A 15,625-nucleotide genomic window follows, 5' to 3' on the forward strand; every position below is an offset into this window, starting at 1 on the left:
CGGGTCGCCGTCGTGACCAACAGTATCCATGGTTGGCATCAGCGGCGTCGTCGGCGCTCGGGACGGTCCCTCCGACCGAGTGGCCGAGGCGCTGGTCCACCGAGACGCGGAAGTGCAGACGAGGTACGCCGACGACCGGTTCGGCTTCGTCGGGTCGTTCCACCGACTGCTCGCGGGCGACCAGCCGATGGAGGTCGACGGCGGCGACGCGCTCCTGTGGGTCTGGGGCGACGTCTACGGCGAGGGACCGACCGACGACTACTCGCCCCGCGAGGGTCCGCCCGACGGGAGCGCCCGCTACTGCGCCGAGCGCTACGAGGCCGAGGGGATGGAGTTCGTGACCCACCTCAACGGCGACTTCGCGGCGGTGGTGTACGACCGGGACGCGGGCACCGTCTCGTTCGCGACGAACCGGGTCGCGAGCAAACCGATATTCTACGCCCGCGCGACCGACGGGTCGCTGGTCTTCGCCTCGAACGTCCAGGCGCTGGTCCGCCACCCCCGAATCGAGGTCGGCTTCGAGAAACCCTACCTCTACGAGTACCTCCAACTCCGCCGAGTGTTCGGGGTCAAGACTCCGATCGTAGGCGTCGAGGAGATGCAACCGGCCGCGGTGACCACCGTGGACGTCGACGACTTCGACGCCGAGGCCGGCCGCGGCCGAGTCCGGACCGCCGACGGCGTCCCCGCCGACTTAACGAGGGTCGAACGCTACTGGACGCCGACCTACCGGCCAGTCGACGAATCGGCGTCGCACTACGTGGACCGACTCGCAGACACCGTCCAGCGGGTGCTCGGCGAGTGGACCCGGCCGGACCTCGACTACGGCCTGTTCCTGTCGGGCGGGAGTGACTCGCGGTTCGTCCAGGCCGCGATGGACGTGCCGGTCGAGACGTTCCACGTCACCGACTGGCGGAGCCGCGAAACCAGAATCGCAGAACAGGTCGCCGAGACCGCCGGCGACGAGTTCCACATGCTCGAACGCGGCGGCGACTACGACGACCACCTGCTGTCGCGCACGCCCGAACTGTCGAACTTCAGCGGCTGGTTCGACCAGGCGTACTTCGACGGCTTCGCCGACGAGATCTCGGCCGAGGCCGACGTGCTGGTGTCGGGGCTGTACGCCGACATGCTGTTCGCCGGCGGTCCGCTCCGCAAGCGCTCGCTCGACCTCGGGCCGCTCGGCAAACTCTCGCTGCCGGTCCAGGACCCCATCGAGTCGCTGGACGAATACGTCGCCCACCAGACCACCGAGGCGGTCGAACCGCTAACCTACGCGCCCGACGCGCCCCACATCGACGCGGTGGTCCGGGACAACCTCCGACTGGAGGACGACGGGAGCGTCGTCAGCCACGGCGTGCGCTTCGAGTCGCTGACCGACTTGGTGATGTACGGCGACTACTTCCCGATGGGCGGGGACACCGACGCGCTGTTCTCCCGGAGTCTGGCCCGGACCCTGCCGTACCGGACGCCGTTCCTCGACAACCGGGTCATCGACCTCCACCGGGAGGTGCCGATACGTCACTTCTTCCGGTGCAACCTGGTCAACCGGGCGCTCGACCACATCGCGCCCGAACTCGCGGCGATTCCCCACGCCGCCACCGGCGTCCCGCTGGAGTACCCGTTCCCCGTCGAGTTCGTCGGGGGTAACTTGAACGCCTTCCGGTGGAAGCACTTCGGCGAGGAGGACCCGCCAGAGCCGTACTACGACCACCGGCCGTGGCCCGACCGGCGGGCGCTCCTGCGGGTCAAGGAGTTCGCCCCGAAGACGCTGGCGGCCCGCGAGGACCGCCTGGAGGCGCTCCCGGTCGTGGACCGCGACGGCGCCTTCGAGTGCTACCGCGACCACTGCGAGGGCGAGGACAACATGACGGCGCTGTACTCGCTTCTGACCCTGCTGGAGATGCCGGTCGTCGAGCGGCTCGGGGAGACCGACGCCGAGGGCCGAACCGCCGACGACGGTCGCCGGAAACCCTACGCGGCCGACGGTTTGGGGGGAGCCGAATGAGTCAGGGCGACGCCCCCGAGTCGACCGCCGACAGCGGCGGCCGGGGGAGTCGCGGGGGTCGCGGGAGTCGCGGCGACCCCGACGGCGAGGGCGGCGTCGAGCGAGACGCCGCGTCCGACCTCGAATCGGGCGGCGCCCGCGACGGGACGGGTCGCCGCGACTCGCGCGTCCGGTTCGACCCGACCGACCGAATCGGACGCGGCGGCGACGGCGGCGCCGTCGGCGACGACGCGACCGGTGCTGGCGAGGTCGCTTCCGGGGACCTCGCCGGCGAGACGGTCGCGGGGACGATGAACAAGGAGCTGTTCGGGGTCTTCGGCGACTCGCCCGACGTGACCGAGTTCCGCGCCGCGGAGACGTTCGACGCGGTGGTGTCGGGCGAGTCGCTGTCGGTCGGCGTCCGCGACTCGGCGCTCGGCATCGCGGGGCGGACGTCGACCTACGAGGACGAGCGTGGCTGCTGCGTCGTCTGGGGTGAGGCGTTCCCCGCCGCGAACGCCGACGACTCGGACGCGAGCGACGGACCGTCCTCGGCGTCGGCCGGCGGTTCGACGGCCGAGGCGACCGGCGACACCGCCCGGTGGCTGTTCGAGCGCGTCGCGGCCGTCGGCCGCGACGCGTTCGCCGACCTCAACGGGTCGTACCTGGCGGCGGTCGACTACGAGGGCGAGGCGATGGTCGCGACCGACCCCATCCGGTCGTGGGAGTGCTTCTACACCGACGCGCCGGGCGTCCGGGCGTTCGGCTCGGACGTCGGGTCGCTCGCCGCGCTGGTCGAGGAACCGACCGTCCGCCGGGACGCGCTGTTGGAGTTCCTCCACCTCGGCACCGTGCTCGGCGAGAAGACGCCGTTCCAGGAGGTGCGCCGGGCGCCGTTCGACGGCTTCCTCGAAGCCGACGACGCCGGGGAGTTCGACCGGTTCGTCTACTCGCCGCGGTCGTTCGACCACGTCGGCGCGCTCGCGGCCCGACTCCGGCGCGCCATCGACCGCCGCGCCCACTACCCCGGTTCGAAGGGCCTGCTACTGTCGGCCGGCCAGGACTCCCGGACCATCCTCTCGGAGGTGCCCGACGTCCGGACGTGCTACACGGTCGGCCGGCCGGGGTCCCAGGAGGTCGCGGTCGCCCGGAAGATCGCCGCCCAGTACGGCGCCGACCACCGGACCCTGAAACCGCGGGGCGACTACTTGCTGGCCGACGGCGAGAAGATCCGCTACTCCCAGGCCATCAAGGAGTCGCTGCACGTCCACCACGCCGCTCACGCCGACGACATCGGCGCCGACACGATGTACCACGGTCTGCTGTACGACACCCTGTTCAAGGGCTACTTCCTCGAACGCGACGGCGTGGAGGTCCTCGGCAAGGACATCCCCTTCGAGGGGCTGGCCGCCGACCCTCAGCCAGTCGAGACGCTGCTCGACACCCTCGGATTCCTCCCGCGGGGGAGCGAGCGCCTCGCCGACCGGGTCGGGGACTCGCTCGGTGACCTCGACTTTGACCTCGACGTGTCCGACCCCGAGCAGTTCCTGCGCGAGCAGTTGCACGCCGAACTCGAGAAGTGCTGGCCCCGGACCGACTCGCTCCACAACGCGACCGACCTACTGGTCATCCGTAACCAGCCGGCCCTGCCGTTCCGGACCCACCTGGCCGACAACTACGTCGAGGCGTTCGTCACCGTCGACGCCGAACTGCTGGAGTGGCACCTCCGGACGCCGCCGAGCGAGCGCAACCGCGAGACGGTGCGGGCAGCCATCCGGCGGCTCGACGACGACATCCTGCGCCACCGGCCGCCGGACAAACCCCACGATTCGCACCACCTGAACCAGGTCGAACGGTTTGCCCGCCGGAAGCTCCCCTTCGTGGAGGGCTTCGAACCGGCGTGGCCCGACCGCCGGGAACTCTACCGCGACAACGACGTGGCCCGGCGGCTGTTCCCCGACGACCCGGGCGTCCGCGACCTCCCCCCGCGGTACCAGCTTCGGGTCAACGACGCGCGGTGGTGGCTCGACGAGTCCTGAACCCGGTCGGCGACCGTCGGACTCCGACGGTCGCCGACCGTTCTCGTCCGGCACTCGCCCGCTCCCTCTTAAGGTCCCTAATCTGTCCCGCCGTGGCTTTTTGTCGTCGGACTGAGTACGTAATTCCATGCACGACGTGGGTGTCGAGGACCGGGAGCTTCGCGCAACGGCCCTCGACTCGCTGTTGACGACCGTCGCCGTTCTCGACGGCGACGGCACCATCCTGACGACGAACGAGGCGTGGCGGGAGTTCGGTCGCACCGCCGAGCGCGCGACCGAACTCCCCGCGCCGGTCGGCGACGTCGGCGAGAACTACCTCGAGGCCTGCGACGCCGCCGACGGGTACGCCGGCCGGGCGGCCGACGGGATTCGCTCGGTCCTCGACGGCGACCGCGACCGGTTCGCCCTGGAGGTTCCGGCCCACTCTCCGCGCCGGAAGCGGTGGCTCGCGTTCCAGGTTCGACCGCTCGACGGCGGGCGGGACGAGGACGACGCGGGCGGCCCCGACGGAACCGCCGACGCTCGCGCGGTCGTCTCGTTCGACGACGTCACCGAGCGCAAACTCGCCGAACGCGAGGTCGAGGAGCAGGCCGCGGAACTCGACGAGAAACGCCGAAACCTCACGATGCTGAATCAGGTCGTCCGCCACGACATCAGAAATGAGATGAACGTCGTCCTGACGTGGGCGAAGATGCTCGACGACCACGTCGACGAGGCGGGCCGCGAGGGCGTCGACTACGTCCTCGACGCCGGCGAGAACGTGGTGGACCTGACCCAGACCATCGGCGACCTCACCGAGATGCTCGCGGAGGGCGAGGACATCCCGCTGGAACCGGTGGCGCTCGCGCCGGCGCTCCGCTCGGAGATCGAAACCCTCCGGGCGAAGGACGCCGCCCGCGAGTCGGCGGTCACCGTGACCGGCGACGAGGACCTCCCGGAGGTGTCGGTGCTGGCCGACGAGATGCTCTCGTCGGTGCTGGTCAACCTCCTGAACAACGCGGCGCTGCACAGCGACGCCGAGAACCCCCGCGTCGACGTCTCGGTGACCGTCACCGACGAGTCGGCGGTGGTCGAAATCGCCGACGACGGGCCGGGTATCCCCGACGAGCGCAAGGAGTCGGTGTTCGAACGGGGCGAGCGGGGTGCGGACAGCGACGGCACGGGCCTCGGCCTCTACCTCGTCGAGAAGACCGTCGACCGCTACGGCGGCGACGTTCGGGTCGAGGACAACGACCCGCGAGGTGCGGTGTTCCGGGTCGAACTGCCGCGGGCGTGAGCGACCGAGGCGAAACTCGTTCCGTGCGGTCGAGGCGTCCCGGAGGTTTCCGGTCGACCGGGTGCGCCGCGACTCCGATTCCTCAGGGTAACTCCGATTTTTCGGGTCCCGTCACGCGCAGACGCGACGCGTTTGCGTCGCGTCTGCGCACAGAAACAAAATCCATCTCATCGAGTTCCTCTCGCCGAATCCTCTCGAATTCCTTCCGCCGAACTCCTCGTGGTCGCCGAGCGCCCCTCAGTCGCCGAACGTCTCGCGCTCCTCGTCGTCGCCGACCCACTCGGGGGTCCCGCTGAGGATGCCCCGAAGTTCGGTCAGCGGTTCGCCGACCCGGACGCCGTGGCTCGTGATGTCGAACTTCCGGAGCGTCCGCTCGAAGTCGCTGGTCCGCTTCTTGATGACGCCGACGGCCTTGTGGAGTTCGCCCTGGACCTCGACGTGCTGGAAGACGACGATGTTGTCGGCCAGGTAGCTGATGTCGGACTCGGTGGCCTGGAACTCCCCGGTGACTCCCGACACCTCGTCGACGAACACGACCGTGACGCCCATGTTCTTGAGGTAGCGCCCGAGCATGTGGAGTTTGCGCACGAGGTCGTCCTCGCTCCCACGGAGCGCGAGTTTGTACCCCTGGATGCCGTCGAGCATCACGATGGAGGCGTCGCGCTCTTCGACCTCCGTCCGGACCTTGTCGGCGAACTCCTCGGCGGAGTGGTTCAGGGGTTCGACCTGCTCGACGTTCAGCGCCTCCTGGTCGAGCATCGCCTCGACGGGGACGTCGATGGCCTCGCTCCGCTCAAGCAGCGTCTTCTTCGACTCCTCGAACAGGTACAGCACCGAGCGCTCGCCCCGGCCCGCCGCCTCCTTGATGAACTGCGTGCCGACGGTGGTCTTGCCGACGCCGGTCGGACCGCTGATTATCGTGACCGTCCCGCGTTCGATGCCGCCGTGGAGCAGTTCGTCGAACTGGGGCACGCCCGACGAGAGCGGTTCGGAGACGTACTCGCGGTCGTGGTCGTCCGGGCGGAGTTCCGGGTACACCGACAGTCCGTCCGAGGAGATGCGCACCGCGTGAGTACCCTGCTGGACGTCCGACCCGCGGAACTTCGGGACCGAGAGCGTTCGACCGCCCTCGCCGCGGGCGAGTTCGATGGTGCCGTCGCTCAGGAACTGGAGGTCCTCGTCCGGGGAGTCGGCGGTGTCCTGGGAGGTGAAGAGCACCGTCGCGTCCCGTTCGCGGAGGTACCGCATGAACGAGACGACCTGCTTGCGGAACTGGTACTCGTCGCCGGTCAGGTACCGGAGTTTCGTCAGGGGGTCGATGAACACCCGGTCGGGTTCGAGTTCCTCGACGCGGTCGGTTATCTCGCCGGCCAGCGGGTCCTGTTCGACCTCGTCGGGGGCGAAGATGTCGTAGGACTGGTCCTCGGCGAACACGCTCGACTCCGGCGAGAGGTCGAGAAACGACACGTCGCCCAGGTCGATGCCGACCGACCGGGCGTTCATCCGGATGTCGTCCTCGGCCTCCTCCAGGTTGATGTACAGCGCGGTCTCGTCGTTCTCGACGCCCTCGGTCAGAAACGTCATCCCGAGGATGGTCTTGCCGGTGCCGGGGTCACCCCGTACCAGGTAGCTCCGATTCCGAACGAGTCCGCCGTACAGAATCTCGTCGAGTCCCGCCGTACCCGTCGAGATTCGGGGTGGAGAGCGTTTGGTCATGCTACGAAGCGTATCCGGTTGGACTTGTTCAGGTCCGAGTAATAAATCCCCTCGTCTCGGTTGCTGTCACTTTTATCCCGTATCTATTCGGAACAGGTCGCCGTCGGGAGCAATCGGGTTCGTCGGCCTAGGCGGTTTCTAATCTCGAAATCGTCGAGAACGGAGCGCGAATGGTCCCGTCGTTTATTCTATCGTCGCGTCGTACCGCCGAGCGCACATGAGCATCCTCGCGGAGTTCACCGTCTCGGTCGAGGAGTTCCTCCTCGGGGACGCGCTTGGACGCGTCCCCGAAGTCGGCGTCGTGATTGAACGCGTGGTCGCCGAGGACCGCCGGGTGACCCCGTACTTCTGGGCCGACGGCGAGCGCTTCGAGGCGTTCGAGGCGGCGATGGAGTCCGACCCGACGGTCGACGACGTCCGGACGCTCGAAACCCACGACCGCAAGCGCTTCTACCGCGCGTCGTGGAGCGACAAGAACGAGGGCATCGCCTACGCCGTCTCGGAAACCGACGCGACGGTCCTCCGGGCAGAGGGGACCGCTTCGGGGTGGAGCCTGCGGGCGCTGTTCCCCGAGGAGGGGTCGCTCTCTTCGTTCCACGAGTTCTGCTCGTCGCACGGCCTCGACTTCGAACTCTCCCGACTCTACGAGTCGCGCAACCCCGAGGCGCTGGGCAAGTACGACGTGACCGAAAAACAACGCGAGGCGCTGACCGCCGCCGTCGAGTCGGAGTACTTCTCGGTTCCTCGCGGCGTCACGCTGAAGGAACTCGCGGGGGACCTCGACATCTCGCCGAACGCGCTCTCGACCCGCCTGCGGCGCGGTCATCAGAATCTCATCACCAACACGCTCTGCCACGACGCGAAACGGGGCGGGGAGGCCGTCTCCGACCGCGAGACGGCGACGCCGACTCGCCGCTGATGCGGCGACTACTTAATAGTCGTGATTACTACTGCCGCGCCTTTATAAGCACACGGTTGCTTCTTCGTAGTGAAAGCAACGTGGAGGGTGAGGGGTGACGGTCCGAAGGCAGGAACGCCGCCGCAGACGTCCCGCTTCTTCCGCAGACGGGACGAGACGTCCCACATCGTCCGGTCGTCTCCTCCGATACGGACGAGACGGGCCGACTTTCCGAACAACAATAGATTAATACGTCCGATGACTACATATCGTAACACACGACGGAAATTTCGGTATCACGTCACAGAGACGGGGAACGAACCCACGAAACATGTACGATAACGAATGAATATCGACACATCGGACAGGAGGCAGCTCGAGCGAGCCTCGAACGTCCTCCTGCTGGCGCCGCTGACGCCCACCGGCAACCGGGCGTGTCTGGAGTTGCTGACCGCGACGTCGTCGCCGGAGAACACGAACGTCGCGGCGGTGACCTACACGCCTCCCCCGGAAACGTGGGTTTCCGACTGGAAGTCCCACATTCGAACGCTCCCGGCCGAACTCGCGTTCATCCACGCCAACCAGGTCGAGACGAACGCGGAACCGGGCGACGAATCGGGGATTCCGAGCGGAACCACCGTCGCACGGGTCGATCCCAACCAGCCGATGGACATCGTCGCGCCGCTGAGCGAACAGCTCACGCGGTGGGAGAACAACGGGAACCAGACGGTCATCTCGGTCCAGACGCTGACCATCCTGCTGGAGTACGTCGACTTCGACACGGCGTTCCGCTACCTGCACATCCTGACTCACCGCGTGCAGGCGGCCGACGCCATCGGCTACTACCACATGGACCCCGACATCCACGACGAGGAGACGGTCAACACGCTGAAGACCCTCTTCGACGCGGTCGTGGAGGTTTCGACCGACGGCGACGAGTGGTCGGTCGCCGAAACCTACGGCGACCGCACCGCCACCAGCGACCACTCCCAGACCCACGATACCGACGTCTCGGTGGACGAGTCGGACGGCGGCCTCTTCTCCGCGGTCCGAAACTCCCTGTCGGGGCTGTTTTCGGATTCGGACGGCGGGCCGAACGGTTCGACCCCCGAACCGGAGTCGCCGGATCCGACCGCGGCGACTGGAACCGGCGACGGCGCCGCACCCCGGGACGGCGACGTGGCCAGCACCGGTACCGGCGGCGGTGTGGGCGATTTCCCCGAGGACGCGATGCTCACCGACGAGGACCGCATCAGGGAACTGCTCACCCAGTACGGCGGCCGGATGAAGCAGACCGACGTGACCGAGGAGACGGACTGGTCGAAGTCGACGGTGAGCCGCAAGCTCTCGAAGATGGAGGAGAAGGGTCTCATCACCCGCGTGCAGGTCGGTCGCGGCAATCTCGTCTTCTTGAGCGGCTACGAACCGGAGTCGACCAAATCCCCTTTCGAGAAGGAGTCGGACTGACGATGACGGTGACCGAATCCAACGACCCGCGACGGGACAAGTTCCAGCATGAGTGAATCAGTTCAAAGCGATAGCGAAATCGGAGCGACGCCCGACGATGCGACGGTGTTGATCGTCGACGACGAACAGCCCATCACCGACGCGTATGCACAGTGGTTAGAGAACGACTACGAGGTTCGGACCGCCTACAGCGGTTCGGAGGCCCTCGAGGAACTCGACGAGGCCGTCGACGTGGTCCTGCTCGACCGCCGGATGCCCGACCTCTCGGGCGAGGACGTCCTCGCGGAGATTCACGAGCAGGGACTCACCTGTCGCGTCGCGCTCGTGTCGGCGGTCGAACCCGACTTCGACATCCTCGAACTCGGCTTCGACGCCTACCTCGAGAAGCCGGTTTCTGAGGCCAGGGAACTGCGCGAAACCGTCGAGACGCTACTTCGGCGCTCGACGTACGACGCCCAGATGCAGCAGTTCCTCTCGCTGGCGACCAAGAAGGCCGCCCTCGAGTCGAAGAAGAGCCAGGAGGATCTCGAGGCCAACGACGAGTACGCGGCGATGCAGTCGAAACTCGCCGACCTCCGCGAACAACTGTCGACCACCGCGACCCAGATGGACGACGAGGACCTCCGCGCGGAGTTCTACGACCCCGACGAGTAACTCGTCCCGAACCGCTCCCCCGAACGCCTCACCTGATACGAACCAAGGAAATCCACGACGATGCAAGAAGGTTCGCCGACGCGAATATCGGCTGGCACAGACGGACTCGACGACGTTCTCCGCGGCGGACTCATCCCCGGGAGAGGCTATCTCGTCCGCGGGGCACCGGGAACCGGAAAGACGCTGCTGGGCATCAATTACCTGCTCGCCGGCGTCGAGAACGACGAGACGGTGTTGTACGTCAATCTGGAAGAGAGCGCGGAGGAGATTCGCCGCAACGCCCGGTCGGTCGGCGTCGACCTCTCGGGCGTCGACTTTCTCGACCTGAGCCCGAACTCCGACGCGTTCGCCGAGGGCCAGACGTACGACATCTTCGCCCCCGACGAGGTCGAGGGCGAACCCATCACCGAAGAGATCACCGCCCGGGTCGAGGAGTTGAATCCCGACCGGGTGTTCATCGACCCGGTGACTCAGCTCCGTCATCTCACGGCCGACGAGTACCAGTTCCGCAAGCAGGTCATCTCGCTCGTCCGCTACCTCCGCGAGCAGGGCGCGACGGTGCTCTTCACCTCCCAGGACATGGAGGACGCCCCCGACGAGGACCTCCAGTTCCTGAGCGACGGCACCATCGAACTCGCCCGCGACGAGGACGGCCGGACGCTCTCGGTCCCGAAGTTCCGCGGGTCGGGCGCCCGCGAAGGCACCCACGCGGTGAGCATCACCGACGAGGGAATCCAGGTGTATCCGTCGCTCTCGCTCGACGGGGACGGCGGCGACTTCGAACTGGAGACCATCTCCTCGGGCGTGCCGGCGGTCGACGCGCTGTTGGGCGGCGGCTTAGAACGCGGCACGGTCACGGTCATCAGCGGCCCGACCGGCGTCGGGAAGACGACGGCGGGTACCCAGTTCATCAAGGAGGCGGCGGGTCGGGGCGAGCGCTCGGTCATGTACATGTTCGAGGAGTCGAAGACCACGTTTCTCGAACGGAGTTCGGCAGTCAACATCCCCGTCGAGGCGATGCTCGACCACGACGCGCTCGCGGTCGAGGAGATAGAGCCGCTCAACCACTCCGCCCAGGAGTTCGCCAACCGGGTGAAGGAGGAAGTCGAGGAGCGCAACGCCTCCATCGTGATGCTCGACGGCATCAACGGCTACCAGCTCTCGTTGCCGGGCGACAACGAGGGTCTCGTGCACCAGCTTCACACCCTGTGTCGGTATCTCAAGGACCGGGGCGTGACCGTCATCCTCATCGAGGAGGTCGGCGGCGTCACCGGCGACTTCCAGGCGACCGACGTCGGCATCAGCTACCTGGCCGACAACATCGTCTTCCTGCGCCACCTCGAACTCGACGGCGAGATGCGCAAGGCCATCGGCGTCCTCAAAAAACGGACGAGCGACTTCGAGCGGATGCTTCGAGAGTTCCGCATCACCGAACACGGACTCCGGGTGGGCGAACCACTCGAAGGACTCAAGGGAATCATGAGCGGCCAGCCGGAAGTCCAAAGACGTGACGTCGACGAACGATGACCGTCGGTCCGGCGCCACTCGGTAACGGTGCGTCCGGAGAATCGGCCGACCGAATCCTCCTGCTCGTGGACCACGACCAGAACCGGCGGTTGCTGGCGAACTGGCTCGCGCCGACCTACTCGGTGCTGACGCCCGACCCGGACGGGGAACCGCTCGCGAACGATTTCGACCTCTGTCTCGTCGACGAGTCGTCGTTCAGCCGGCACGTCGACGCCCTCCAGGAGCGGAAGGCGTCGGCGAGCCCCCGATTTCTCCCCTACTTGCTGGTCACGCAGGCGCCCTCGCCGGCGCGCAACCCCGAGATGTGGGAGTACGTCGACGAGGTCATCACCAGCCCGGTCGAGAAGGCGATCCTCCGGGCGCGCATCGACGGCCTCCTCGAACGCCGTCGGCTCTCGCTCGAACTCTACCGCGAGAAAGAACAGAGCGAAGAGCGGTTTCGGACGCTGTTCGACACCGCTCCCGACCCCGTCTTCGTCTTCGACGCCGACGGTCGGATTCGGTCGGTCAACGACGCGTTCCGACGCCTGACCGGGGTCGACGACGTCGACATCCACGGTCGGCCGATCTCGGAGGTGGAGGTGTTCTCCGAGAGCGCGGTCAAGGCGCTGACCGCCGACCTCCACGCCAGGACCGACGCCGAGGCCGCGGTCGACGAGACGTACACGGTCACCTACACCACCCAAGACGGCGAGACGCGTCACGCGGAGGTCAACACGGCGTCGGTGCCGGGCGACGGCGCGACCGAGATCGTCGGCGTGCTCCGGGACGTGACCGAGCGCAAGGAGCGCGAGGACGAACTCGAACGGAAGAACGAACGCCTCGACGAGTTCGCCAGCATGCTCGCCCACGAACTCCGCAACCCGCTCGGCATCGCCCAGGTCTACCTCGGCATGGCGGAGGAGGGCGACGACGACTCGTTCGGCCAGATAAACGACGCGCTCCAGCGGATGGACCGGATGATAGACCGCCTGCTCGGACTCGCCCGCCGGGGCGAAACCGTCGGCGAGTCCGAGTCCGTCGAACTGTCGTCCGTGGCCGCCGACGCGTGGTCGCAGGTCGTCGCGCCCGAGGCGACGCTCACCATCGAGTCGGACGCGACGGTCCGGGCCGACCCCGAGCGCCTCCTGGAGGTGTTCGAGAACCTCTTTCAGAACGCGGTCGAACACGGCGGCGACGACGTGTCGGTCCGAGTTCGGACCGACGACGACTCCATCTACGTCGAGGACGACGGCCCGGGCATCCCCGAGGAGAAGCGCGCGGCCATCTTCGAACGGGGGTACAGCGCGGCCGAGAGCGGCGTCGGCCTCGGCCTGACCATCGTCAAGCGCGTGGTCGAGGCCCACGGCTGGGAGGTGGCGGTGCCCGAGGCCGACGGGGTCGGCGCCCGCTTCGAGATTTCGAACGTCGAGTTCGAGTGAACGAGTCGAACACGCCCAAATTTGAACCGTTACAAACGGTTTAAACGGAGCGAAAACTGTTCTGAACGGAGTCCGCAACGCTTTGGGACTGCGTAATCCCGAGATACTGTTAGCTGGGTTACTCTAAAATGGTGTATTATGGGCTTTGAGGCCTCCTACCGTCGAAATCCGGCAGTTCGGGTCCTCGAAACGATGTGCAATTCTCGAGACGGCGTTACGGCTTTATTACTTTCAGGTGGATAGACTATCTCAGGCCAATGAGCACGACTGAAACTCCCCAGACCCCGGCGACGACCGAACTCGCCGGACAGGACGACGACGAACGCGACGCGGAAGCCGAACCGCTGGAGAAGGACGACATCTTCCACCTCCTCCAGAACCAGCGCCGGCGCGACTCGCTGCGCTACCTCAAGACCGCGGACGACCCCGTACGCATGCGCGACCTGGCCGAGCAGGTCGCGGCGTGGGAACACGACACCACCCTCCAGGCGCTCACCTCCGACCAGCGCCAGCGCGTCTACATCGCCCTTTACCAGTCTCACCTCCCCAAACTGGACGAGGAGGGCATCATCGAGTACAACCAGAGTCGCGGCATCGTCGAGCGCACCGCGCGCGCGAGTCAACTCGACCCGTACCTCGAAACCGACGACGGCGACGAGGACGACCGGACCGAGTCCCGCGACGTCTTCGACAAGCGCGGGGGTTACTACGGCGGCGTCCTCGGACTCACCACGCTGCTGCTGGGCGGCACCGCGCTCAACCTCTCGCTCGCGTCGCTGCTGACCGTCGTCGCGGTCGGCGTCGTCGCCCTGACCGCGTTCACCCTGCTGGCGATGGACCTCGGCTCCGACGAGTAATCCCGCGAACTCCCGCAAACTCCCCCGAATCGGCGGAAACGAACGACCGGCGCCGTCGTCTGGTCTGTCCCGAACACCTACGTGACCGACGCGAACGACGGCTAGTCGGAAACCGAGTCTCTCAGACGATGAGACTATCGAGCAGTTATGCACGAATTGCAAGTAGAGTTTAGTGCGATAGAAAACTCATTTGTCTTCTGCCGGAATACCTTCGACATTCCACGTCTCTCCGTCGCGGAGTCCTCGGCGATGGCGAAGAGTTGAGTATGGGGTTCGAGAGCGACCGCGTTGTCTTGACCGCGAGGTCCTAACGGTCTTGACTTTAATCGCTTGAGCGTGTTGTCACCCCTGCGCTAGCATTACCACCAGAGCCGCTCTTAGTGGAGTTCACTGTCGCAACGACTGTCCCGTTGTGCTTGATTTCTATTGCTGATATTTCGGAGTCTGTATCTGGAATTTTGATCACTGCCGTGTAGGCAACCTCGGTTCGACAGCTTTCGTTGATTGCGGCCGTATTTGAGATTTCGAGACTCAAATTCCCGCCACTTCTGGTGAGCGTTCTTGTCAGCGAGACGTTTCGAGATTCCGTGATGAAACTTTCACTGATTGTTATTTTCCTCCCTTCCGCAGTCCTCTCGTTGGTGATATTCGCCGGGTTATTCTCCATCTCGGGGTTGTAACAGCCGACCACAGTACTGTCGAACGAAGCCAGCGTCACGTTCGCTTCATTGGTTTGGTCAGGGTTAGATTGCATTACTCCTGAGAGACATCCACTAGTCAGGAGTATCCCGACAAATGCCAATGACAACCCAATTCGTCTCATATTCATGCTGTATCTAATCACGGTATTGAAAAACAAAAAGGGAATGGCTCAGCAGTTGTAACCGAAGTGAGCGGCCTGCCACAGATAGTGGTTTTTGAGGTTGATATCCTCAAAGTGCCCCGTCGATTTGACACGACAGACCGAATGAACACCGTCGGTACAGGTACTCGACGTGTCATCCATCTGTGCGCGACTACCAGGCTTCATCGAGATCGTATTTTGGCGTCGATTTGCATTGCCAAAGATGCAGTTCATGTCCCAGTGGACAGAGGGGTCTGCTGAGTTGTAGTAGGGTTCGATACATCCTGCGTTCTCGAAACTCCATGACAGGCCTCCTCCCGAGGGGTAACCAACCGAGACACCGACATCTGAGCTATCGGTCGGCGATGAAGGGTCCCACGTTTCAACTTTTGGATTCGAGTAGTCGCGGTTCCAGAATGTGTCCGCTTCCAACCACTCATTGTGCCACTGACTGTCGAAAATCTTCGTTCCCGGAGTCATTGCGGCATGGGTCTGGACGGAATGAATCATGCGGCCGCTAGGCTCCTCAGCCGAATTGAGACGCCACCAGACGTAACTCACGAATGCCTCGCCGTACGGGTCCTTTCGATATGTGTAGGAATTCGAGAGAACTCGATTCCAATCACTGCTGACCGACGCTTGAGTGGTGAAATCGCCGCCAGCACTTTGCGTGCTAAGGTTGTCGTCAGAACCAGTCGTTTTCAACTGGGATTCTAGCTCCGACATCTGTTCTCGTCCCCGTTCGAGAGACACCGATGAGTTGTCCCCTGCTAAATCGACGTGTTCGACAGGATGACCGTTTGGACCGATTGTGACGATGTAGTCTATGATCCGTGCATCATCAGGAACACTGAACTCAGACACGGGGGTCCGTCCGTCTGAGGTCGTTTTGTTCCTAGCCTGCCCCGAAACACGTTGCTTGAGTGACTGAATCTCATC

The 15,625-nt window shown here is 65.4% G+C and carries 12 protein-coding genes; 9 read left to right on the forward strand and 3 right to left on the reverse strand.

Annotated features, from left to right (window positions below; translation table 11 throughout):
* Positions 1–28 precede the first annotated feature (28 nt).
* The 3 genes from NGM07_RS23295 to NGM07_RS23305 all read left to right on the forward strand — a co-directional run bounded on the left by NGM07_RS23295 (position 29) and on the right by NGM07_RS23305 (position 5,302).
* A complete protein-coding gene (locus NGM07_RS23295; protein WP_253521276.1) occupies positions 29–2,008 on the forward strand; it encodes an asparagine synthase-related protein in 1,980 nt (659 codons plus the stop codon).
* A complete protein-coding gene (locus NGM07_RS23300; protein WP_253521278.1) occupies positions 2,005–4,026 on the forward strand; it encodes an asparagine synthase-related protein in 2,022 nt (673 codons plus the stop codon). Before NGM07_RS23295 ends, NGM07_RS23300 begins: the two co-directional genes overlap by 4 nt.
* 127 nt (positions 4,027–4,153) lie before the next feature.
* Positions 4,154–5,302, forward strand: coding sequence for a sensor histidine kinase (locus tag NGM07_RS23305; RefSeq protein WP_253521281.1), 1,149 nt, complete (start codon positions 4,154–4,156; stop codon positions 5,300–5,302).
* A gap of 237 nt (positions 5,303–5,539) precedes the next feature.
* Here the strand turns inward: NGM07_RS23305 and NGM07_RS23310 are convergent, their stop codons facing one another.
* Positions 5,540–7,018: an ATPase domain-containing protein gene (locus NGM07_RS23310; protein ID WP_253521283.1), complete on the reverse strand. Its 1,479-nt coding sequence runs from the start codon at positions 7,016–7,018 to the stop codon at positions 5,540–5,542.
* Between the two features lie 217 nt (positions 7,019–7,235).
* Here NGM07_RS23310 and NGM07_RS23315 point away from each other — a divergent pair, with 217 nt between their 5' ends.
* From NGM07_RS23315 to NGM07_RS23340, 6 genes are all read left to right on the forward strand, one after another.
* Positions 7,236–7,937 (forward strand): helix-turn-helix domain-containing protein, encoded by a 702-nt coding sequence (locus tag NGM07_RS23315; protein ID WP_253521285.1) that lies wholly within the window; start codon positions 7,236–7,238, stop codon positions 7,935–7,937.
* Positions 7,938–8,261: 324 nt separating this feature from the next.
* Entirely contained in the window at positions 8,262–9,383 is a 1,122-nt protein-coding gene (locus tag NGM07_RS23320; protein ID WP_253521287.1) for a helix-turn-helix transcriptional regulator, read from the forward strand.
* Between the two features lie 48 nt (positions 9,384–9,431).
* Positions 9,432–10,037, forward strand: a complete 606-nt coding sequence (locus NGM07_RS23325; RefSeq protein ID WP_253521288.1) for a response regulator — start codon at positions 9,432–9,434, stop codon at positions 10,035–10,037.
* A gap of 60 nt (positions 10,038–10,097) precedes the next feature.
* Positions 10,098–11,564, forward strand: a complete 1,467-nt coding sequence (locus NGM07_RS23330; RefSeq protein WP_253521290.1) for a DUF7125 family protein — start codon at positions 10,098–10,100, stop codon at positions 11,562–11,564.
* Complete coding sequence (locus NGM07_RS23335; RefSeq protein ID WP_253521292.1) at positions 11,561–12,985, forward strand: two-component system sensor histidine kinase NtrB; 1,425 nt, start codon at positions 11,561–11,563, stop codon at positions 12,983–12,985. Before NGM07_RS23330 ends, NGM07_RS23335 begins: the two co-directional genes overlap by 4 nt.
* Before the next feature lie 257 nt (positions 12,986–13,242).
* Positions 13,243–13,842, forward strand: a complete 600-nt coding sequence (locus NGM07_RS23340) for a DUF7344 domain-containing protein (RefSeq protein WP_253521294.1) — start codon at positions 13,243–13,245, stop codon at positions 13,840–13,842.
* A 322-nt stretch (positions 13,843–14,164) separates the two neighbouring features.
* Here the strand turns inward: NGM07_RS23340 and NGM07_RS23345 are convergent, their stop codons facing one another.
* Positions 14,165–14,560: a hypothetical protein gene (locus NGM07_RS23345; RefSeq protein WP_253521297.1), complete on the reverse strand. Its 396-nt coding sequence runs from the start codon at positions 14,558–14,560 to the stop codon at positions 14,165–14,167.
* A gap of 153 nt (positions 14,561–14,713) precedes the next feature.
* Positions 14,714–15,550 (reverse strand): hypothetical protein, encoded by an 837-nt coding sequence (locus NGM07_RS23350; protein WP_253521299.1) that lies wholly within the window; start codon positions 15,548–15,550, stop codon positions 14,714–14,716.
* Positions 15,551–15,625 lie beyond the last annotated feature (75 nt).

Origin of the sequence: Halorussus vallis (assembly GCF_024138165.1) — an archaeon.
GTDB lineage: Archaea > Halobacteriota > Halobacteria > Halobacteriales > Haladaptataceae > Halorussus > Halorussus vallis.